Below are 20,509 nucleotides of genomic sequence, written 5' to 3'. Positions count from 1 at the left end.
GCAAGCGAGTAACCGAAGCGACGATTCAGCACCGAAAAGACATGAGCCCATCACACATGGATGGAGATTAAGGACCAAGCACAGCTTGGTTTTTCTAAATTTTCTAATCAATATGGGAAACTGGGGCACGATTATTTTAATCAAACGTTTGATTAATCGCTGCAAATGATAGGGACCAGGTTACTCTTTTTCCGCCCTTATGTTGACATAGGTGATCACCCAATTGAGAATGAGTCCGAACCCGATGCAAACAGCCGCAGTGATTCGTCCATTGCTGCTCGCTAACCAGTCTTCAGTTAGCGGCAGTCTGGAAAGGATTCCAATCAGACCCATAATATAGACTGGAGGCAGAAATGACCACCAGATTTTTCTGTCTTCCTTGTTGCGACGTAGGGCCGCGATCGTTAGCCCGACGAGCAAAATCGTGATCATCAGAATGCCGACTGGGCTCGCTAAATAGAGCGTAAGCAGGGGAGGCGTCAGGACATGGATTAGGACAAATAAACCGATAATGAGCATGCAAGCCAACCAGAGAACCAGGAACGAAAGTACTTTGTTCTTAATCATTTTTGTATAAATACTTCTGTGCAGGCCATAAAAAACGATCCCGATAACGATGAAGCTCAACAAGCCGTTCAGCATGAGCACAAGAAAATTGATCCCTTTTCCGGGAAGAGTCAAGGCGTTCAGGAGCTCAAAAAATGAGCTGATACCGAAAATTATTCCGGTCAGTTTCAGAATTTCTTTCCAGCTGGCTTTCCCAAGATTATGGATCAACGCATCAGCGGCTTTCTGAGGACTTTTTCCAAAAAATGCTTCAGCCGATTGTCCGTCATGTTGCGCAGAAAGGATATCCTGCAAAATCTGCATTAAGAGACGTTCAACTTCGAGATCATCATAAAATAATCCGGCAGTACGGATATACGTAAGCAAATCCTCATAATACGACTTGTTCTCTTCCAACAGTTCGTCACGCAACTGATTATTCTGCTTCACCAAAGCTTCAACGGTAGGATTATTCTTACTCATGGTCGTCTGCCTCCTTTTATACGAATCAGATGATTGACATTGGATACAAGCTGTTCCCATTGGTTCATAAAGTCCCGGCAATGATTCATTCCTTCAGAAGTGATCTGGTAATACTTTCGATCCGGACCATCCGGCGAAGGCTTCATTCTGCTTGAAAGATAATCCTTCTTTTCTAATTTTTGTAATAGCGGATAAACGGTTCCAGCTGTAATTTCTGTAAAGCCATAGTTTCTTAATTTCTGAACCAGTTCATAACCGTATACTTCATCGTCTGAGACAATGAGAAGGACGCATCCTTCAAGAACACCTTTTAATAATTGCGTTTGTTTCACAGGATCACACCTGACTTCGCCTATAATGTAATACCTACTAGTGCTGTTTTCATTGTAGAGGAACCCAGCTATTTTGTAAAGCATAATAGATACAATCGGCTATAACCTGAATGTGAAATCGGCAGCGGATGACATTGTGAGCAAACCACAGGTTGTTGTCGCTAATTGTTACTGTTGAATATTTGTGTTCAATTGCCCCTTGAAAACCAAAATGAGAATCGTTTCATAAAGCATCGTAACGAATTACGCCAGGCATTTACTAAGTTTAAAGATCGACTCAAGAAGAACTACTAAAAGCAAATCAATACCCATGATAATTACTGCAAAAATGTGTATAATGTAATTAATAACAAAGCAAAATAAATCCGTTGGTGTGAGCACACCAACGGAAGAGTGACAGCAAAAATCGCTAAGCGATCATAGCGCTGCATGAACATGGAAAAGTAATTCACACAGGCTGGCAAACCGGGTGGATTACTTTTTTGTTTTATCTTTAAACGACAGTATCATGATAATCAGTATGCTGAAACTGATCATCAAGCTTATTGCCTGATATGTCGTCTTGGGCGCCCCCCCTTTCTCCCGAAGCGTCGGATTCACCGAACACCAACAGAAGCAGCAGAGCAGCGCTCCCACCCAGTTCATTTTGTTGTCTCTGCTATTATAGCTTGGATCTATTACTACTATTTGTTATCTTCTGCTCGACTTTAATAGACTTTTGAAATTCAAATTTTTTATCTAACTTTTGCACTTATATGGATCAAAAAACACCTGCGAATCTTTATCCTTATTGGACTTTTGGCTGTTTCTACTTGTCAAAAAGTAATAGTGTATTTTGTTCTTTTTAACACTGCCTAAAAGTCTCCACAAGTCTTTTCAACGTTCATCTCATGAATGAGCTATTTTTATATGTATACTACGATGTGTCGCTGTTCCCAAGCGAAAGACAGTCAAATATATGTTTGACTGTCTTTCGCCCGCGGCATATACTATAGTCAAATGATTATTTGATTGAGGTGAATCGAATGAGTCAGCAACAGGATGTCTGTGAAGTGACCTGTATTCACAAAGACAAGGTGATGCGCCTTAGAAAGGAGCTGGACGGCAGTTGTTCGGATCGTGTTTCCGATCTTTTTAAATTGCTGGCGGATCAAACGCGAGTGACGATTGTTCATGCGTTGGCGCTTGAGAAGGAGTTATGTGTCTGTGACGTTTGTGCGGTAGTTGGCTGCTCCAAGGCAACGGCGTCGCACCATTTGCGGTTGTTGAAAAAATGGGGGCTTGCCAAGTCGCGCAAAGAGGGAAAATTTGTTTATTATGCCATGAATGATGATGCTGTCCGGCAGTTGGTCAAACTTACGTTTTTACATGAAAAGTCAAAAGAAGGCCAAGCCGATCAGGAACTGGCTGAATAAGAAAAGAGCTGCGTGAGCATGAGAATGATAAAATTAACCCCCGTCCATTCTGCAAAGCATTGTACCTGTGCGAAATGCAGCCATCAAGAGCGGCATGAATGTGTTCAGAATCAGTGCGCCTGTTGCGCGTGCTATGAAACAGAGGGAAGCCTTGCTGTAAAAGCGGCTGACTGTTCGTGCTGCAGTTCAGATGAAGGGAGCGAAGACCATTGCTCAGAGGATGACGATGATTGCTGTGATCAAGATAGTAAAAAGGATACTAATGCAGCCTTTACCAAAAATCAAACGACCGTTTATCAAGTAGGTGGAATGGATTGTCCGGCCTGTGCACGAACGATTGAGAAAAGTGTTGCGCAAATGTCGGGAATCGTTGCGGTTAAGGTGCATTATAGTACAGGAAAGATGCATGTAGCTTACGAAGATCCCAGTAGCCTTTCAACCCTACTGAAACAGTTAAATAAACTCGGCTATCAGGCAATGCCTGAAAAGCAAAACGGATCGGGAATGCCTCAGCGTACGCACGCGAATAAATCACTTTGGGAAATCGTGCTTTCCGGGGCAAGCATCGCTGCTGGATTTGCTTTATCATTCACCGAGCTTTCTGATCTTTTACTAAATCTCTTATTTGCGGTTGCGTTGATCATTAGTGGTCGTCAGCCTGTGCGAGGTGCCTATTATGCGTTAAAGAGCCGTTCACTTGATATGAATGTTTTAATGTCCGCGGCGGTTATCGGTGCGGTCGGCATTAATCAATGGTTCGAGGCAGCTACAGTCGTTTGGCTGTTTGCATTGGGCGCTGTTTTAGAGAACCGATCAGTCGAAAAGACGCGGCGTTCCATTGGTGATTTAATGACGGTCGCGCCTTCAACGGCATGGATTAAGTTCGGAAATCAACTCGTGAAAAAAGCGGTCGACGAAGTGGCTGTCGGCACGTTTATGGTCGTGAAACCGGGAGAACGGATTCCGCTTGATGGTACGGTTACAAGCGGTGAGTCAAGTGTAAACCAAGCTGCGATTACAGGAGAATCGCTGCCCGTTGACAAAAGTCGGGGAGATTTCGTTTTTGCCGGAACACTCAATGAAAACGGAACGCTTGAATGCCGGGTGACGAAGCCGGCTTCAAATACGGCAATCGCGCGAATCATCCAAATGGTCGAGGAAGCCCAAGAGAAGCAATCCCCGACGCAAACATTTGTCGAACGTTTTGCCCGAATTTATACGCCCATTGTATTTATACTCGCTCTTGTTATGATGATTGCGCCGCCTTTACTCGGCTTAGGCTCATGGAGTGCATGGTTCTATCGTGGACTGGAATTGCTTGTCGTTGCGTGCCCGTGTGCCTTGGTGATCTCAACGCCTGTAGCGATCGTCTCAGCAATTGGCAATGCTGCCAAACAAGGCGTCTTGATTAAAGGCGGCGTTTTTTTAGAGAAAGCCGGTCATATCGACGCAATCGCATTTGACAAAACCGGCACGATTACCGAAGGGAAACCAACCGTTGCGCGTATTCTCCCCTTTACCGGAAACGAGACGAAGCTGCTCGCACTTGCGAAAACGCTTGAGGACTATTCCACGCATCCCATTGCCCGTTGCCTGTCGGAGTATGCAAATGAGAAAAAAGTACTTGCACTTGCCGGTGAAGCGTTTAAAAATATCCCGGGCAAAGGCGTTCAGGCGAACATCGCAGGGACCACTTACTATGCCGGAAGTCAAAACTGGTTCCGTGAAAAAGGGGTCGGTACTCTGGATCAATATGCACAGGTACAAGCATTCGAGAAAGCCGGTCAGACGATCGTTATGATTGGAACTGATCGGGCATTAATTGGTGTGATTGCTGTATCGGATACCATTCGTCCGACAACAGTTACGGCGATGGATCAGTTGAAAAAAATCGGCGTTCGTGAATTGGTGATGCTGACAGGTGATCACCACACAACGGCACAACATGTGGCGAAGGAAGCGGGTATTGCCCGCTCGTTTGCGGATCTGCTTCCAGAAGATAAAGTCAAGTCAATTCATGAACTGCAAGGCTCCGGTTTGAAAACGGCCATGGTTGGTGATGGCATTAATGACGCCCCGGCTCTTGCCAACGCAGATCTTGGCATTGCCATGGGCGGTGCGGGAACGGATACAGCCATGGAAACGGCCGATATCGTTCTCATGGCCGATAACTTACAAAAGCTGCCCTTCACCATAGCCTTAAGTCGGAAATCGTTAAGGATTATTAAACAAAATATTGTCTTCGCTCTGATCGTCAAGGCGGCTGCACTGTGTTTGATTTTTCCAGGCTGGCTGACGCTTTGGCTCGCCGTATTCAGTGATACCGGGGCCGCGTTACTCGTCATCCTCAATAGTCTGCGTTTGTTTCAACATAAGGCTCAGTGAAACGACCGATACAAAGAACGAGAGAATGCGTTTCTCTCGTTCTTTTCTGTCTTAAAACAGCTTATTTTTTAAAGTTGTAATCGTTTCATGTTGCAAGCCTACTTTTTGAAGATAGTTGTCGATCGTTCCGTAGGTCTTAAAAAAGTGGTTCAGCGTCTTTTCCATATATGCCATGTCGGAGCGGCCGGTGAAATCGGGAAGTTCCGGATGTTCCTGCAGCAATTTGCGTATGCGCTGTCGCAAATAGGTGTAGGAGACTTGATAGTCCGCGAGGATGTCACTGACGCTCACACCGGCTATGAGCAGCAGCAGTGCGGCGACAACACCGGTGCGGTCTTTGCCGACGTAACAGTGGATGAAAACGGAGCCTTTTTGCTGAGCAATAATGCCGAGAATTCGCTTGACCGCTGGAAAATCAGCCAGCATTTCTGCGTACAGCAAAGGAACCTCGGCTTTCGAGGCCGGGTTGCGATTGCCAAAGGCGAATGGGCAATGGAAGTAGGCAAAATCAGCAGATTGTTCAAAAGCGCTTGGCATCCGCTCCGTTTCCGGTTTTGAACGGAAGTCGAGTGCAGTTGTGATGCCTAGATCCTTCAATAATGCAAGATCTTCTTGGGTAAATGCTTCGGGTGCATCGCTGCGGATGATTTTTCCGAATGCGGTTGTCCTGCCGTCCTTCGCTCGATAACCGCCCAAATCGCGCGTGTTGACCGTGCAGGAGAGGTGAATTCGTCGTGTTGGCATAGGTGCACCTCACTGATTTTATTCAAAGCTAAGCATTACAATTCCTTTCTCATTATAACATGCGGGGACCCGTTCAAGGGCCTATGTTACAATAGCTGTTAGACAAAATTGGAGGTTTTTTCATGAAAAAAATAACGAAACTGATCGTCTGTATGGCACTCACCGCTTCGCTGATGGGATGCGGGCAAGAGCGTGCAGGTGATCAAACGAAGGGTAAATCCTCCAACTCAATATCAGCGGATGTACAGTTAAATCAAGACGGTGCAACCCAAGCGTCATCCTCAGATGCAGGCGCATCATCCAGCCAAACCGCTTCCGAAACCAGTTCGGCTTCAACAGCAAGTGAATCAGAATCGGCTAGCTCGACGTCTTCTGCGGCAGACGTCTCGACTGCAAGTTCATCATTTGTTGCCAATACAGATGAAGCCATTCAGGTGCTGAAAACCCATCTGAAAGAAGGACAGGACTCAGATATAAGTTTTAATGCGCTCGGTAAAGATAAGAAAAAAGATTCAACGGGATTTTATTACCTTATTCGTGAAGAATCAAAGGAACTTGTAGAAAGAGGCGGATCGGGCACGGTAGGTATTTACCGGGTTTATGAAGATGGGAGCTACGCAGTCAACTAATGGCTTGCTTGACCCTACGTCATGCCTTGCGATCGGACGCTCGAAAGGGCCACATCCGCTGCATTGTACTTCTTTACATCATCAACAGTCAAGCGTATAATAACCTCGAAAATTAAATCATTCTTTATTCGCTGAATCCGTCAGGAGCGGGGGAACCAACTTTGTGATGCTGGGCATCACTTGGGGTGAATCCTTCAATGTAAGGACGGGCTACTCTCATGGCCCGAATCCGACAGCTAACCTCGTAAGCGTTAAGAGAGAGGGTGTGAACGCATGATCGAAATAAAACGTCGACCATAGAGTTGATCCTCTGTGGTCTTTTTGTCGTCCCATTTTTTAATAAACGGCCCGTGATTACAGAAAAAATTTTTGTGAGGAGATCAACACGATCATGGCGAATAAAATGAACCGGCACCTGTCGCTTGGCGGGATGCTGGTGACTTTGGGGATTGTTTATGGAGACATTGGAACGTCGCCGCTCTATGTGATGCAGGCGATTCTATCGGATGCTGAAGGAATACGGCATGCCGTACCCGACTATATCATCGGCTCGGTTTCGCTGATTTTCTGGACGTTAATGATTATTACAACGGTAAAATATGTGATCATTGCTATGCGTGCAGATAATAATCATGAAGGCGGTATTTTTGCATTATATGCATTAATTCGCAATCGAGCACGTTGGCTGATTTTTCCGGCACTCATCGGTGGGGCAGCACTTCTAGCCGATGGGACCTTAACCCCAGCTGTGTCGGTAACCTCAGCGATTGAGGGATTGAAAGGACAGCATATCGGTTCTTTTGAATTCAGTGAGAATCAGCTTGTTGTGGTTCTCGTGGTTACAGCAATTTTATTAGGGGTTTTCTTGATTCAGCATTTTGGAACGGCCGCGATTGGACGCTCATTTGGACCGATTATGCTTCTATGGTTTGTCTTTATCGGTGCCACGGGTTTTATCAATATGCTGAGTCATTTAGAAATTTTAAAAGCACTATCCCCATATTATGCCGTTCAATTTCTCTTTAGTCCGGCAAATAAAGCGGGTGTTTTTATTCTCGGCAGTGTCTTTCTGGCAACGACCGGGGCGGAGGCGCTTTATTCGGATATGGGTCATGTGGGTCGGAAAAATATTTATGGAAGCTGGCCTTTTGTTTCGCTGATGCTGATGCTGAGCTATATGGGACAAGGTGCGTGGGTGATCGGCCATTATCAGAATCCGGCCTATCGTCATTTACTTGATGTGAATCCTTTCTATGAGATGTTGCCGGATCATCTGCGTTTTGTAGCGATCGCGCTGGCGACTTTTGCCGCAATCATTGCTTCTCAAGCGTTGATTACCGGCAGTTACACCTTGGTCAATGAAGCGATTGGTTTGAAATTTTTGCCGCGAATGGTGATCAAGCACCCAAGTATGGTACGCAGTCAGATTTACATTTCAGCCGTCAACGGGTTTCTATGTGTCGTTACGCTTAGTATTGTCTGGTTGTTCCAAACGTCGCGGCATATGGAAGCAGCTTATGGTCTATCGATCACCATAACGATGTTGATGACTACGATCCTTTTGTTTGTTTTTGTGAGAGATCGGTTCAATCAGACCCTTGCCTTGTGCATGGCTTTATTCTTTGGCTCGATTGAGACGCTGTTTTTACTTGCAAGTCTCGTCAAGTTTGTCCATGGAGGCTATTTAACGCTCCTGATCACACTATTGATTCTTGCGGTTATGGTGGTCTGGTATTTCGGCAATAAGCTGCGTGAGAATTATGAAAAGACAAGTGAAAATGTTTCGTTGATGGACTATCGAAAGCAATTGATTCAACTCAGCAATGATCATGCGGAACCGATCTATGCAACGAATTTAGTTTACATGACCAAAGTCGGCCCGGGCTACAGCATTAAACGAAAGGTGCTGTATTCCATTCTGGACAAACGACCGAAACGGGCGAAGGTCTATTGGTTCGTTACGGTTAATGAAACGGATGCGCCATATAGGAGTCAGTACACCATCGATATGCTGGGGACACGTAATATCATTAATGTACAGCTCTACCTGGGCTTTAAAAATTCGCAGCATGTGAATGTCTATATTCGCCAAATTATCAACGATTTGATTGATCAAAAGATTATCGACACGCAATATCCAAAATACACAACACTCAAGAATCGCCGTGTCGGAGATTTTAAGTTTGTCGTTACGACCGAGCAATTGATGGACCTGGCGACCGATCCAAAAATGAATCGTTTGAATCGTTTTCTGATCGGAGGGCGCATTTTTCTGCAAAACATCACGACTTCTCCAGCGATTTGGTACGGTTTGAAATTCAGCGAAGTAGTTGAAGAACCGATTCCGCTGATGCTTTATGATCCGGAAGTATTGCGCTTACAGCAAAAAGGAGTTCGGCATGCAGTGAAAGACATGACCAACCCATCAACAAAGAAGCAATAAAAGGGCTTTATGCTGTATGAAACGGGGACGATTTGTTCAGAACGTTATCCCATCATTTCGCATTGACAGCGAATGGGGCGGCCTGTATAGTAAAGCATTATGTGAATGTGCATAGAAAACATGAGAAGAGCAGCCATAAAGAGAAGTACAATTTCTAGAGAAATTCATCAATGTGTGACGCTCGTATGGCTTTGAAAGAGAATTGAATAAGACCTGTCGTCTCGCGCGAGATGATGGGCCTTTTTCTATGTACTCAAGAAAATCAGGAGGGTACCCATAGATGAGCAGTACGCAAGAACAATTAAAACGCACGATGACCGCACGCCATATTATGATGATGGCGCTGGGTGGAGCAATCGGTGCCGGTCTGTTTAAAGGGAGCGGTGCAGCGATTGATTTAGCCGGTCCGGCTGTCGTGCTCACTTATTTGGTCGGCGGAATCATTTTACTATTTGTTATGCAAGGGCTTGCTGAACTGGCAGTGAATAATAAACAGGCAAGAACGTTTCGTGATTTGGTTCAACCATTGCTCGGCGGCTATGCCGCCCACTTCCTTGACTGGATTTATTGGAAAATGTGGGTGCTGAATATCGCGGCAGAATCAGTGGTTGCCGCCCTGTTTATTCAATATTGGCTGCCGACTGTGCCGATTTGGGTAATTGCGTTAACGGTTTCGGCCATTGTGACACTGATCAATCTGTTTTCAGTTAAACTTTTTGCTGAAACGGAGTACTGGCTTGCGCTATTGAAAATTAGTGTCATTGTGCTGTTTATTATCTTAGGATTGGTTATTTTGTTCGTATCTTTTCATGGGCATCAAGCCGTGGGGTTTGCTAATCTGACTCGGTACGGCGGCTTTTTCCCAAATGGAATGCACGGTTTGGTTGCAGCGATGCTTGTCGTTATTTACTCGTACGGCGGTACGGAAATGATCGGGGTAACCTTGGCTGAGGCAAAGAACCCTGAAAAGGTGATCCCGGAGGCCGCCCGTGGAACACTGGTGCGTATTATTGCTTTTTATATCCTGCCCTTTTTCATTATTGTCAGCCTTATCCCTTGGAATCAGGTTAATGGTGTTCCGGAAAGCCCGTTCGTAACCGTATTTAAATTGATCGGCATCCCTTATGCCAACCATATAATGAATGCGATCATTTTATTGGCGATCATTTCTTCGATGAATTCCGGGCTTTATGCCTCGTCGCGTGTGCTCTATACACAGGCGCTGGATGGACGTGTGCCGAGGTTGTTTGCCAAGGTATCGAAAAGACGTGTGCCGGTGTATGCGATCTTAGCCTGTGCCTCCTCTTTGTATATTGGCGTGCTGACCTCGCTGTTCATCGGCAGCAAAACATTCAATTATTTAATGGGATCGCTTGGCTATACCGTCTTGTTCATCTGGATCATTATTGCCTTGGCCCATATAAAGTCGCGCAGCCCTTTGAACAAACAGAGCAATGGCACGCGTACATTTCCTTATGCAACTTGGTTTGCGTTACTGGCGCTGCTTGCCATCCTGATCGGTGTGCTCGCGACAACCGCTCTGATTATGACGGTCATTACTGCAATCATTTACGCGATCATTACTGTGACTTACTTCAGATCAAAGGCGCAGCTTACAGCCGAATCCATTGCCCCAGAATAAGAACAGCGGCGCATAGATGACTGACGCCTGAGTATTTTGCAAGATGAATAGAAGTGAAAAAGTGCGCGGCAACATGTGTTGTTACGCACTTTTTTTACTAAGCACAGTTTGGTTTTTCTCATTCAAATAGAGTCGCGCGCAAAAGCGAGAATCATGTCAGATTTCAGATCGTCGAAAAATATTTTTCGTCATCAATCCCCTTATTTCTCGGTATTCATTGCTACATTTATCGATTTTGTACCAACTGCAAAAGGAAAATGAATTGACAACTTTAAAGCATACTATTACTATTGGGTATATAGTTTTTATCGTTTATCTTGTTTCGTTGGGGGCGAACTTAAGGTGAAATTAGTGCAAATGATGTCGATGTGTTGCGATGAACTCATGTGTATGAATGTAAATGATTTTGTACGGCGTTTATCCATGTGCACCGAATCGACTGAATCTAATTTCACTTAACAGTCAGCCCTTTACGAGTGAATGAGTATTTCGATTACAAAGTATGGATCAATACGTCGTCTTTAAGCCCAATAAGCTTTAAGACGATTTTTTTGTACAAAATGGAAGAAGGGGCGGTTGAAACTAATGATTTGAAATACTTATAATCTTCGAAAAATAATTAGCTATTTTACTCGACTTTGTTTTACAATAGTTAAAATAGATGATTGTTTTTTGGGGACCGTATAAGACTGAGTCTACATTATTTGATATTTTCGATAGGTTACAAATTGGGGGAAAACAACATGACAAAATCTTTGTATGCGATCGGCGGCGGACAAATGGTCGAGGCGATCATTCGTGCGTCATTAAAGAATCAGGCAATTTCAGCGGATACAACGCAGGTTGTAGATATTAGCCCGAATCGAGTGCGTTACTTAGAGGAAATCTATCACGTGACTGCCGACACAGAATTCCGACCGGAAGCTTTAGAAACTGCGGATGTTGTGCTATTGGGCGTTCGCCCGCAGGATGATTGGGCGGGAATTGCCAAGCAGATTGGTGCGAGCGGACTGAAGAAGCCGTTGATCTCGATCATTGCCGGTGTCACGATCGAGCAATTGGAGGACGCGCTCGAAACGCCGGATTATCCACTTGTTCGTATTATTCCGAACACGCTCACGGATACAGGTTTCGGAGTTACTGGAGCCGCGCTGAACGCAGCAGCAAAGCAAGCGGACGTCGATGAATTTCTGAAGAGTTTCGGAAAAGTTGATTATATTCCCGAAGAACAAATTGATATCTATACCGGGTATGCGATTGCCGGACCAAATTATGTGTACAATTTCTATCTTGCACTGACCAATGCCGGTGTACTTGGCGGACTATCACGAAAACAAGCCAATCAAATTGCCCGTGAGAATCTTCAGGGCGCGGCGAAGATGCTGGAGATCACCGGCAAACATCCTTATGAATTGCTAGATATCAATAATTCGGCAGGTGGTGTAGGCATCACCGCGCAACATGAGCTGGATGCAAGCGACTTTGCGGCGGGTGTTCAGAATGCTGTACTCGCAGCGATCCGAAGAACAACCGAATTGGGGAAGGGAGAATAATAAATGGCTGTTTTAAACTGGGATCATACGATGATCAATGTTCAGGATGTCGATGAAGCAGTCCAATTTTTTGGCGAGCACGGCATTGTGTTCGCACGTGGCGGACGCCATGAAAAGTGGGGTACCGAAAATGCACTCGGGTATTTTGGTCTAAACTATATTGAACTGATTTCTGTTTATGATGAGGCGCGGGCAAAGGACTTTTCACGCTCAGATGCTTCGGCAGTCTATGACGCGGTTCAAGATTATGAACAGAAACTGCAGCGCATCAACACGATTGCGCTCCGAACATCGGATATTGAGGCGACACACGCACGCCTGAAGCAAGCCGGTGTTCCTGCCGGTGACATCGAAGTCGGCAAACGACTGGACGAGCAAGGGCACTTGATTACCTGGTCGATTTTCTTCATCGATGGTACGATTGACGGTTTGCCTTATCCGTTTTTCATTCAATGGCAAGGCAGCGATGAAACGCGCGCGCAAAAACTTACGGAGCAAGGGCTGATTGTCCAACATTCTGCCGGAGATTTGCTGGCGAGACAGGCGGTATTCCATGTACCCGATCCGCAAAAGGCAGCCGACGTCTGGGGACGGCTGCTGGAGGGCAATCCGGAAAAAACAGAGCGCGGATATCGTATACAGTTGCAGGATCGGCAATTGATTTTTGATCAAGGCGCGGAAAATCACATCGTTCAGCTCAATTTTGACGGTGCCGGCGATCCATTAAAACAACAAGCACTTGTGTTTGACCAAATAAAACTTTCATTTAATTAAAGGGGAGAGCAACATGAAGAAGTTAGACAAGATCATCATCGGTGTCATCGCGGCAGTTGTCATTGTCGCTGCAGGTATTTATTTTCTAGGCGGTCTCGGGTCGAATAAATCGGCAACTTCCGATAAAGCAAGTTCCGACAAACCCAAAGTGATTAAAGTGGCCTACGCAACGACCAATTTCCCGATTACCTATCAAAACAGCAAGAAGCAAGGGGACGGATATGACGTTGCCATCATGCGTGAAATTGATAAGCAATTGCCTCAATATAAATTCGACTATGTCGGTACAAGTGATGATGACGTTTTAATCGGTGTGAAGAGCGGTAAGTATCAAGTCGGTGTTAAGAATATTTTCTATACAGCAGATCGCGCGAAGACCTACCTCTTTCCAAAGAACTATTTCGGTGTGAGTGACTCCGGCTTTGTTGTACGTACAAAAGATAAGGATAAATTCGGTGGGTTGGCGAAGCTGGCTAAGAATAAGGGTAAACTCGTTCCCATTGCGCCGCAAAACGGACAATATGCGGTTATCGCTGACTACAACAAGAACAATAATCCTAAGATTGACTTGGGGAGTGCAGACACATTCGTTGTTTCTGATGCTCTGAAATGGGTGAACGAAGGGCGTTATGATGCATTCTTCGCGATCCGTCCAATGTTTGAAGCCAATGTTGAAAAGAAAAACGGAGCCAATGCAGACTTGAAGGGCAAGTTGAGCTATGTGACGTTAGGCGGCATCAAGACCTACCCGCTGTTTAATAAGGATCAAAAGGAATTTGCTGCAGCCTATGACAAAGCGATTACGAAAATTATTGATTCCGGCAAGGCATCCGAACTCTCAGAGAAATACTTTGGTCAGGATAACTTTAAATTACTCGATCAACCGTTCAAGTAATCGAAAAGTTGAGGTTATGTAAATGGAGAATATCAAATTAATCATTAATTTCTTAGGTCAGTTGCTGCCGGCCATTAACATTACCTTAATCGTCTCGGTATCATCCATTATTTTGGGCAGTCTGCTTGGCCTGCTGCTTGCTGCAGCGCGATTAAGCGAATCGGTTGTCCTGCGGGTGCTTGCTAGTGTATATGTGAGTGTGGTTCGGGCAACACCGGCGATCATCATGATTTTCGTGGTGTATTACGGCATGCCGATGTTGTTTAATGACTGGTTCCATACGAATATTGACGGTTGGAACCGTATGTACTTTGTCATTATTGCATTAACCGTTCTGTTTTCCGCTCCGGTATCGGAGATTATGCGTTCGGCGTATGAATCGATTGCAAAAGGACAGATGGAGGCCGGACTGATGGTCGGCATGACGCCGTTCCAAACCCTTTATCGAATCATTTTACCGCAAGCGTTTGTTGTGGCACTGCCTAACTTTGCCAATTCAGTCATCAATCTTCTAAAAGAAGGTGCCTTGACGTTTACCATCGGGGTTGTCGACATGGTCGCCAAAGCGCAAATGATCGTTGCCAATAACTCAGGCGGCTATGCTTGGCAAACGTATTGCGCCTTAGCCCTGATTTACTGGGTGATTTCGCTAGCGATTGACAAAGGCGTGTCTCAGGTTGAAAAATCTTATCAGGCAAAACGAAAAACGATTGCCGTTTAAAGGGGGCGCTTAAATGTCATTAAATACAGATTTCATGGTAAAAGTAGCCCAAACGGCCATTCAAGGTGTTCCCGTCACCCTGCAGATTGTCTTGGTTGCATTAGTGATCTCATTCCCGATCGGTATTCTCTTTGCTTTAATCCGAATTTATCGGGTCAAAGTCTTGCAACGAGTGGTGCAGTTTTATGTATCTCTAGTTCGAGGAACGCCGATCATTGCTCAGATTCTGATTGTATACAGCGCATTACCGAGCCTGTTAAATATGATCATTGGCAGGGCTGCATTCGCCATTAATCCGATTTATTATGCGTACATCGTCTTTACGTTGAACGCGATTGCGACTTTGACGGAAGTCTTCCGTTCCGCACTGCAGACGGTTGACAAAGGGCAGATGGAGGCGGGGCTGATGGTCGGCATGCAGCCGCGGCAAACGTTTTGGCGGATCATTCTGCCTCAGGCGTTGATTTCGGCACTGCCCAATATCGCCAACACAACGTTATATCTGATTAAGAATTCATCGCTCGCTTTTATCATGTCGGTTAAAGACATTACTGCGATTGCCAAAACGGAGGCCGCGTTCAACTATAATTTTCTGGAGGCCTACTTGGTGGTTTGGGTTTACTATCTGATCATCTGTTATGCTGCAGAAGTGGTCTTCTACCTGCTTGAACGCTATTTCAGCAAGTATCGCAGACCTATAAAGAAGACGAGCGGTTTCAATTGGCTGCCTTTTCGTATCAAGCAGCCGAAACTGGAGCGAAAACAGAGTTAGCAGAAAGCGAGAGGATGAATCATGCTCACAATTGAAGGCTTAAAGAAAAGCTATGCAGGAAACGACATTCTCAAGGGGATCAGTATTGATGTGAATAAAGGTGATGTCATTTCAATCATTGGGCCCAGCGGCTCCGGAAAGACGACCCTTTTGCGGACGATGACCACGCTGGAAGAGGCCGATGGCGGACATATTACGTTTTCCGGCATTGATAAAGACTTTGAGAAGCTGACAGGAAAAGAAGTCAACACGATCCGACGCAATGTTGGCTTTGTCTTTCAAAACTATAACCTTTTTAACAATAAAACGGCCTTGCAGAACATTACAGAAGGCTTAATCGTTGCACGCAAAGTGAAGAAAAGCGAAGCGGAGAAAATTGCGTTGAAAGCATTGGAACGTGTTGGCCTGACAGACCGCAAAAACCACTATCCGTCACAGCTTTCCGGCGGGCAGCAGCAGCGTGTCGGCATTGCTCGGGCGATTGCGCTGAATCCGGAAGTTATTTTCTTTGATGAGCCGACCTCAGCCTTGGACCCGGAACTTGTCGGGGAAGTGCTGAAAGTCATGCAGGATTTGGCAAGTTCAGGGACAACGATGGTGGTCGTCACCCACCAGATGAGTTTTGCCCGTGATGTTTCCAATCGCGTGATTTTTATGGCGGATGGCCACATTGTCGAACAAGGGGCACCAAAAGCTATTTTTGAAAAACCTTCTGAGCAGCGAACGAAGAAATTCTTGACGGACATCTTAGCAAACGTGTGAAAAAAAGAAGCGACTCATGCGCAAGCGAACCGTCAGAATGGAATCAAATGAAGAAGGAGCATGAAGCGGAATGGCAAACCATGAGAAACATGTGATTGTTACGGGTGCAAGCAGCGGCATTGGCCGCGCGACTGCGGTTGCCCTAGCTGGGCAGGGGTACAACGTGCATTTGATTGGCCGAAATGCAGAACGTCTTGCAAACGTACAGACTGAGACACGTCGTAAAGGCGTGCAGAGCACAACGTATCAATTGGAATTGACGGATAAGACCGCGGTTCAACAGGTATTTGATGAAATCTACGCAACAACCGGACGTATTGACGGGTTAGTGAACGCGGCAGGCATTTTCTACACGACGAACGTTTTAGACTATGAGGACCCGTCATGGAAGGAAATCATGGATGTCAACTTCTATGGGACGCTGTATCCGAGTCTGGCACTGCTTCCGAAACTGATCGCTCAAGGATTCGGCAGCATTGTGAATGTGACGTCTGTCGATGCTTTTGACGGAATCTCGAATTACGATGCGTATGCGGCGTCGAAAGGTGCGGTAACCAGCTTGACAAAGACATTGGCGCTGGAGGGTGCAGCGAAAAATGTGCGTGTGAATGCGGTGGTTCCCGGAATTACCGATACGGAAATGACCCACGAACGGCTTCTGGAAAACATTGAGAAGTACCGCAAAAAGGTGCCGATGCAGCGTGCGGCTCAAGCCGCTGAAGTTGCAAAGCCAATCGCTTTTCTGATTTCCGATGATTCAAGTTACATCACAGGCCAGAGCCTCCATGTCAATGGCGGCTGGCGTCTCGCATAAGGCAAAATACAGGGAGTGACGGTTGTGGCAGAAAACAAACATCAGATTTTACTCGATACGCTGGATAATAAGCCGACAGACCAAGTGTTGGCCGGATTTTGGCATCACTATCTGTCTGATGAGAAGAAACAAGTGCTTGGCTACCGTGATCAGGCGGTGATCGATGATATTGTTGCACGGCAACAACATTTCTATGATCGCTATCAGCCTGATTTTACAAAGATTATGAGTGACGGATTCTTCCTGCATCCCAGCGTGATTGACAACACGTTTGAAACGCCGGAAGACTTGAAGAAGATTCAGCGCATTGATGCGAATGATCCGTGGATCACGCGTCAAGTGGCGGCAATTAAAGCAATTGTTGACCATTACAAGGGTGAAATCGGCAGCTTTTACAATATTTTTTCGCCATGGTATCAGTTACGCCTGCGTTTTGAGATCCTTGAACAGGATCCTAAGAAGATATACCGCTTTTTAAGAGAAGCTCCTCAAGCGATTGCCGATGCCTTTGACATTCTTGCCGATGATCTAATTGTCTTAAGTACCAAGTTGATTCAACAGTCGGGAATTGACGGCATCTATCTATGCGTACAGCAGCCGCAGGACTCCGTCATTAGTACGAAAACATGGCAGCAGTTCGTGCAGCCCAGCGAGGTGAAACTACTGGGCGCAGTTCAAGACGTTCATGATTATAACATGATTCACATCTGCGGCTTTGAAGGCAAGCGGAATCGCCTTGGCGATTACAAGAACTATCCGGTAAAAGCGTTCCACTGGGCTTCTTATGTCGAAGAAGTTTCCTTAAATGAAGGCAAGAAACTGTTTGACGGCCGCGCGGTGATGGGCGGCTTTGAAAATACAGAGAACGGTGTCTTCTATAAGGGAAGCAAAGAAGAAATTCAGACGGAGACAAAGCGTCTGCTCGAAGAAAACGGGCGCCAAGGCATTCTGATCAGCGGCGATTGCAGCATCCCGTTTGACACCGACGACGCACATGCTGCGTGGGTTTCCGAAGCGGCGAATGGATTAAATGTCGGCAATTGATTTGAAAACAAATTTAAAGAAAAGTAAAATCGCGATCCCGAGTTCGGGGGTCGCGATTTGTGTTTGAGCGATTCAATTAGCCGAAGAACATGTTCAAATCCTCTTGAACGCTGCCTATGCCTGTGACACCGAATTGTTCGGTCAACAATGCGGCGACGGTAGGTGAGAGGAATGCCGGCAGGGTCGGTCCAAGATGAATGTCCTTAATGCCGAGATGCAATAAGGCTAAGAGTACAATAACCGCTTTTTGCTCATACCATGCAAGGTTAAAAATGATTGGCAGGTCATTGATATCGCTTAACTGGAAGATCTGTTTCAACTTAAGGGCAATCAACGCTAAAGAATAGGAGTCATTGCATTGCCCGGCATCAAGCACGCGCGGGATGCCATCGATCGCGCCTAGATTGAGTTTATTGTATTTGTACTTCGCACATCCAGCCGTTAAAATAACGGTATCTTTAGGGAGTGCTTTAGCAAAGTCGGTATAGTAGTTTCTTGATTTAGCGCGCCCGTCGCATCCGGCCATGACAATGAACTTTTTAATGTGGCCCGATTTGACCGCAGTGACGATCTTATCGGCCAGTGCAAAGACCTGCTCATGCGCAAAGCCGCCGACAATTTTTCCAGTTTCAAGCTCAGTAGGCGGCGGACATTTTTTGGCGTGGGCAATGAGCTTTGAGAAATCTTTTTGTTCACCAATTTTGCCAGAGAGGTGCGTGCATCCTGGAAAACCTGCGGCACCGGTTGTGTATATACGATCTTTATAGCTGGCTTTTGGTGGAACGATACAATTTGTTGTCATAAGAATCGGACCATTAAAACGCTCAAACTCTTCTTTTTGCTTCCACCATGCATTGCCATAGTTTCCAACGAAATTCGGGTACTTCTTAAATGCGGGGTAATAATGCGCAGGGAGCATTTCCGAATGTGTGTAGACATCGACACCGGTTCCTTGCGTCTGCTGAAGCAGTAGCTCAAGATCACGCAGGTCATGGCCTGAAATTAGAATTCCCGGACGATCTCTGACGCCAAGATTGACTTCGGTTATTTCTGGATTTCCGTACGCATTTGTATTTGCCTGATCCAGCAAGGCCATGCCCTTCAAACCGTAGCGTCCTGTTTCGAGTGTCAGACTTGTGAGTTCTTTGGTGCCCAACGTATCGTCCAAGGTTGCTGCCAAGGCATGTTGAAGGAATTCATGAATTTCCTCGCTGTCTTTGAGTAGGACATTGGCGTGTTTCATATAGGCGGAGAGGCCTTTCAAACCATAAGTAATGAGTTCGCGTAAACTGCGAACATCTTCGTTTTCCGTAGAGAGGACGCCTAGATGTGCCTTTTTAAGAGCAAGACCTCTGTAATCAGAAGATGTCCAAAGTGCTGCATCCGGAAGATTCTTCTTATCGGTTAATGCATCAATCAGTCTGTTTTTTACTGTAAGCGTTGCTTTGACTAGGGAGCGGATGGCTTGTTCATCGAAGTTCGCGTTTGTAATCGTGGTGAAGAGATTTTCTGTGACCAAATGGTTGATGTCGGCGGAGATTTTCTTGCCTTCATCACGCAGACGCATGGTCACAGCGGAAAGCCCTTTCGTGACGTATACGAGCAAATCTTGTGCAGCAGCGACTTCAGGCTTTTTCCCACAGACGCCGACTAATGTACAGCCTCTACCCCTTGCTGTTTCCTGACATTGGTAGCAAAACATTCTCTTTTCCATGTTTCATTCCTCCAGATCAAGATTTTTTTGATTTACTTTGCGCAAACGATTGGCTAAGACGTGTTTGAACTTCAATTTCCTTCAATCATAGTCATGAGGTGAATCAAATGCCATGATCTGGATCAAGTGTTTCGAAGAATTGTTTTGCAGGTGAGACATTCTTGAAGCGGCGTATTAAAGGAACAGAACAACGCATGTTTTTAATCGAGCCTTGCCGGGTATAAATAAATAGGTATGTCCTTCATCCTATGCTCCTGAATTTGAACGGGAAGACTTGGGAAAGATAAAAGCGTTTGACCCATGAGAAATATAGGGTAAGATCTATGAATGTACGTTCCTGTTTCCTGGTACATAGAAAATCTAAAAAAGGCAGAGGTGTAGGCGATGAGTGGCGTTCATCCTTATTTGCGAATGAATGGCAATGGGCAAGAGGCCGTTAAGTTTTATGAAGAGGCATTGAACGCAGAGGTTGTTGGCGTCCAGACATTTGGTGAAATGCCGTCCAACCCGGAATTTCCGCTCCCTGAAGAAGCGAAGCATCGGGTCATGCATGCGATGCTAAAAGTCGGTGATACCGTTCTTATGCTGTCAGACACGTTCCCGGGTGATGCTTATCAGCTGGGAAACCAAGTTGATGTAGCACTTATTCTCGATGAAGTCAGCCAATCAAAGGCTGCATTCGAGAAACTTCAAGTAGGCGGCGATGTGCTCATGCCACTTCAAGAAACGCCTTGGAGTCCTTCCTACGGACAAGTAAAAGATAAGTTTGGCGTTACATGGCAGATTTCAACAGAAGTTAAGCGTTGAATTGCGTCGACTTGGCGCACGGAAAGCTTTACAA

Annotated in this window: 19 protein-coding genes and 1 riboswitch; of the genes, 14 read left to right on the top strand and 5 right to left on the bottom strand. The window is 45.7% G+C overall.

The window, feature by feature from the left end; translation table 11 throughout:
* Positions 1–180: 180 nt before the first annotated feature.
* The 3 genes from SIN01_RS07065 to SIN01_RS15660 form a co-directional block, all read right to left on the bottom strand.
* On the bottom strand, positions 181–1,029 hold the full coding sequence (locus tag SIN01_RS07065; protein ID WP_010023344.1) for a DUF1129 domain-containing protein: 849 nt from the start codon (positions 1,027–1,029) through the stop codon (positions 181–183).
* On the bottom strand, positions 1,026–1,361 hold the full coding sequence (locus tag SIN01_RS07060; protein WP_010023342.1) for a PadR family transcriptional regulator: 336 nt from the start codon (positions 1,359–1,361) through the stop codon (positions 1,026–1,028). The genes SIN01_RS07065 and SIN01_RS07060 overlap by 4 nt, the downstream gene beginning before the upstream one ends.
* Positions 1,362–1,835: 474 nt before the next feature.
* Positions 1,836–2,006 carry a putative holin-like toxin gene (locus SIN01_RS15660; RefSeq protein WP_373864400.1) on the bottom strand — a complete coding sequence of 57 codons (171 nt, stop codon included), beginning with the start codon at positions 2,004–2,006 and terminating at the stop codon, positions 1,836–1,838.
* A 380-nt stretch (positions 2,007–2,386) separates the two neighbouring features.
* Here SIN01_RS15660 and SIN01_RS07055 point away from each other — a divergent pair, with 380 nt between their 5' ends.
* Complete coding sequence (locus SIN01_RS07055) at positions 2,387–2,776, top strand: ArsR/SmtB family transcription factor (protein WP_010023340.1); 390 nt, start codon at positions 2,387–2,389, stop codon at positions 2,774–2,776.
* 18 nt (positions 2,777–2,794) lie between these two features.
* Entirely contained in the window at positions 2,795–5,161 is a 2,367-nt protein-coding gene (locus SIN01_RS07050) for a heavy metal translocating P-type ATPase (protein WP_010023338.1), read from the top strand.
* Between the two features lie 51 nt (positions 5,162–5,212).
* Here SIN01_RS07050 and SIN01_RS07045 read toward each other — a convergent pair whose 3' ends face one another.
* Positions 5,213–5,905 carry a tyrosine-protein phosphatase gene (locus SIN01_RS07045; RefSeq protein ID WP_010023336.1) on the bottom strand — a complete coding sequence of 231 codons (693 nt, stop codon included), beginning with the start codon at positions 5,903–5,905 and terminating at the stop codon, positions 5,213–5,215.
* A 122-nt stretch (positions 5,906–6,027) separates the two neighbouring features.
* On the opposite strand from SIN01_RS07045, the gene SIN01_RS07040 reads away from it, so the two are divergent.
* From SIN01_RS07040 to SIN01_RS06990, 11 genes are all read left to right on the top strand, one after another.
* The gene (locus SIN01_RS07040) at positions 6,028–6,534 is read left to right on the top strand and encodes a hypothetical protein (protein ID WP_010023334.1); all 507 of its coding nucleotides are present in this window, start codon (positions 6,028–6,030) and stop codon (positions 6,532–6,534) included.
* 119 nt (positions 6,535–6,653) lie between these two features.
* Positions 6,654–6,801, top strand: a riboswitch (cyclic di-AMP (ydaO/yuaA leader).
* A 124-nt stretch (positions 6,802–6,925) separates the two neighbouring features.
* A complete protein-coding gene (locus SIN01_RS07035) occupies positions 6,926–8,977 on the top strand; it encodes a KUP/HAK/KT family potassium transporter (protein WP_010023332.1) in 2,052 nt (683 codons plus the stop codon).
* Between the two features lie 280 nt (positions 8,978–9,257).
* Positions 9,258–10,619: an amino acid permease gene (locus SIN01_RS07030; protein WP_028976912.1), complete on the top strand. Its 1,362-nt coding sequence runs from the start codon at positions 9,258–9,260 to the stop codon at positions 10,617–10,619.
* Positions 10,620–11,362: 743 nt separating this feature from the next.
* On the top strand, positions 11,363–12,172 hold the full coding sequence (locus SIN01_RS07025; protein WP_010023648.1) for a pyrroline-5-carboxylate reductase family protein: 810 nt from the start codon (positions 11,363–11,365) through the stop codon (positions 12,170–12,172).
* Between the two features lie 3 nt (positions 12,173–12,175).
* Positions 12,176–12,946, top strand: coding sequence for a VOC family protein (locus SIN01_RS07020; protein ID WP_010023647.1), 771 nt, complete (start codon positions 12,176–12,178; stop codon positions 12,944–12,946).
* Between the two features lie 13 nt (positions 12,947–12,959).
* Positions 12,960–13,841 carry a transporter substrate-binding domain-containing protein gene (locus SIN01_RS07015; RefSeq protein ID WP_010023646.1) on the top strand — a complete coding sequence of 294 codons (882 nt, stop codon included), beginning with the start codon at positions 12,960–12,962 and terminating at the stop codon, positions 13,839–13,841.
* A 22-nt stretch (positions 13,842–13,863) separates the two neighbouring features.
* Positions 13,864–14,562, top strand: coding sequence for an amino acid ABC transporter permease (locus SIN01_RS07010; protein ID WP_010023645.1), 699 nt, complete (start codon positions 13,864–13,866; stop codon positions 14,560–14,562).
* 13 nt (positions 14,563–14,575) lie between these two features.
* Positions 14,576–15,334: an amino acid ABC transporter permease gene (locus SIN01_RS07005; protein ID WP_010023643.1), complete on the top strand. Its 759-nt coding sequence runs from the start codon at positions 14,576–14,578 to the stop codon at positions 15,332–15,334.
* Positions 15,335–15,355: 21 nt separating this feature from the next.
* Entirely contained in the window at positions 15,356–16,096 is a 741-nt protein-coding gene (locus tag SIN01_RS07000) for an amino acid ABC transporter ATP-binding protein (protein ID WP_010023642.1), read from the top strand.
* A 70-nt stretch (positions 16,097–16,166) separates the two neighbouring features.
* Positions 16,167–16,910 (top strand): SDR family NAD(P)-dependent oxidoreductase, encoded by a 744-nt coding sequence (locus SIN01_RS06995; protein WP_010023640.1) that lies wholly within the window; start codon positions 16,167–16,169, stop codon positions 16,908–16,910.
* 24 nt (positions 16,911–16,934) lie between these two features.
* Positions 16,935–17,954, top strand: coding sequence for a uroporphyrinogen decarboxylase family protein (locus SIN01_RS06990; RefSeq protein WP_010023638.1), 1,020 nt, complete (start codon positions 16,935–16,937; stop codon positions 17,952–17,954).
* A 76-nt stretch (positions 17,955–18,030) separates the two neighbouring features.
* Here the strand turns inward: SIN01_RS06990 and hcp are convergent, their stop codons facing one another.
* Positions 18,031–19,668 carry a hydroxylamine reductase gene (gene hcp / locus SIN01_RS06985; RefSeq protein ID WP_029548088.1) on the bottom strand — a complete coding sequence of 546 codons (1,638 nt, stop codon included), beginning with the start codon at positions 19,666–19,668 and terminating at the stop codon, positions 18,031–18,033.
* A gap of 384 nt (positions 19,669–20,052) precedes the next feature.
* Between hcp and SIN01_RS06980 the strand changes: the two genes are divergently transcribed.
* Complete coding sequence (locus SIN01_RS06980; protein ID WP_010023635.1) at positions 20,053–20,475, top strand: VOC family protein; 423 nt, start codon at positions 20,053–20,055, stop codon at positions 20,473–20,475.
* Positions 20,476–20,509: the final 34 nt, after the last annotated feature.

This window comes from Sporolactobacillus inulinus, from assembly GCF_006539285.1.
Classification (GTDB): Bacteria; Bacillota; Bacilli; order Bacillales; family Sporolactobacillaceae; genus Sporolactobacillus; species Sporolactobacillus inulinus.
Note: the sequence above shows the minus strand (reverse complement) of the source record. Positions and strands in the feature narration are given on the sequence as shown.